Origin of the sequence: Paraburkholderia sp. Ac-20347, from assembly GCF_017104805.1 — a bacterium.
Classification (GTDB): domain Bacteria; phylum Pseudomonadota; class Gammaproteobacteria; order Burkholderiales; family Burkholderiaceae; genus Paraburkholderia; species Paraburkholderia tropica.
Genome location: NZ_JAAGPN010000621.1, coordinates 1 through 908, shown reverse-complemented (window position 1 = coordinate 908; position 908 = coordinate 1). Strand labels below are relative to the sequence as shown.

The 908-nt window shown below is 61.8% G+C and carries 1 protein-coding gene; it reads right to left on the bottom strand.

The genetic code is table 11. The features are described 5' to 3' along the window. The coding region (locus G3N97_RS39055) for an NAD(P)/FAD-dependent oxidoreductase (protein WP_205998032.1) at positions 1 to 908 on the bottom strand (908 nt) is incomplete at both ends.

Sequence of the window (908 nt, the reverse complement as noted above, 5' to 3'; positions counted from 1 at the left end):
AGCCACGACTGCTTGAACGCTTCCGGATACGCCGTGAGTTCATCGCTCGTGCGACCGGCCTGCACCGCGTCGAACGCCGCTTCCGCAGCGAGCATGCCGGTCTTGATCGCCGCGTGACTGCCCTTGATACGCGCCGCGTTCAAAAAGCCCGCATCGTCGCCGACGAGCGCGCCGCCCGGAAACACGAGTTTCGGCAGCGACATCAAACCGCCTGCGGTCATTGCGCGCGCGCCATACGAAACACGCTTGCCGCCTTCGAGATATTTGCGGATCGCCGGATGCGTCTTGTAGCGCTGGAATTCCTCGAACGGCGACAGATACGGATTCGTATAAGCGAGGCCGACGACAAAACCCACCATCACCTGGTTGTTGTCGATGTGATAGAGAAACGAGCCGCCGTACGTATCGCTTTCGAGCGGCCAGCCGGCCGTGTGAATCACGAGACCCGGCTGATGCTTCGCGGGATCGATTTCCCACAGTTCCTTGATGCCGATGCCGTAGACCTGCGGATCGGCGTCCTTGCCCAGCTTGAGTTTCTCGTTCAACTGACGGCCCAGATGCCCGCGCGCGCCTTCGCAGAAGAGCGTGTATTTCGCGTGCAGTTCCATGCCGAGCTGGAAATTCTCGGTGGGCTCGCCATCCTTGCCGATGCCCATGTTGCCGGTCGCGACGCCCTTGACCGAACCGTCGTCGTTGTAGAGCACTTCGGCGGCCGGAAAGCCGGGGAAAATCTCGACGCCCAGCGCCTCGGCCTGCTGACCCAGCCAGCGCGTCACGTTCGCGAGGCTGATGACGTAATTGCCGTGATTCTTGAAGTTGTCCGGCAGCGCCCAGTTCGGCACAGCCTTAGCCCCGGTTTCGGAAAGAAAAAGGAACTTGTCCTCGGTCACGGGCACGTCCAGCGGCGC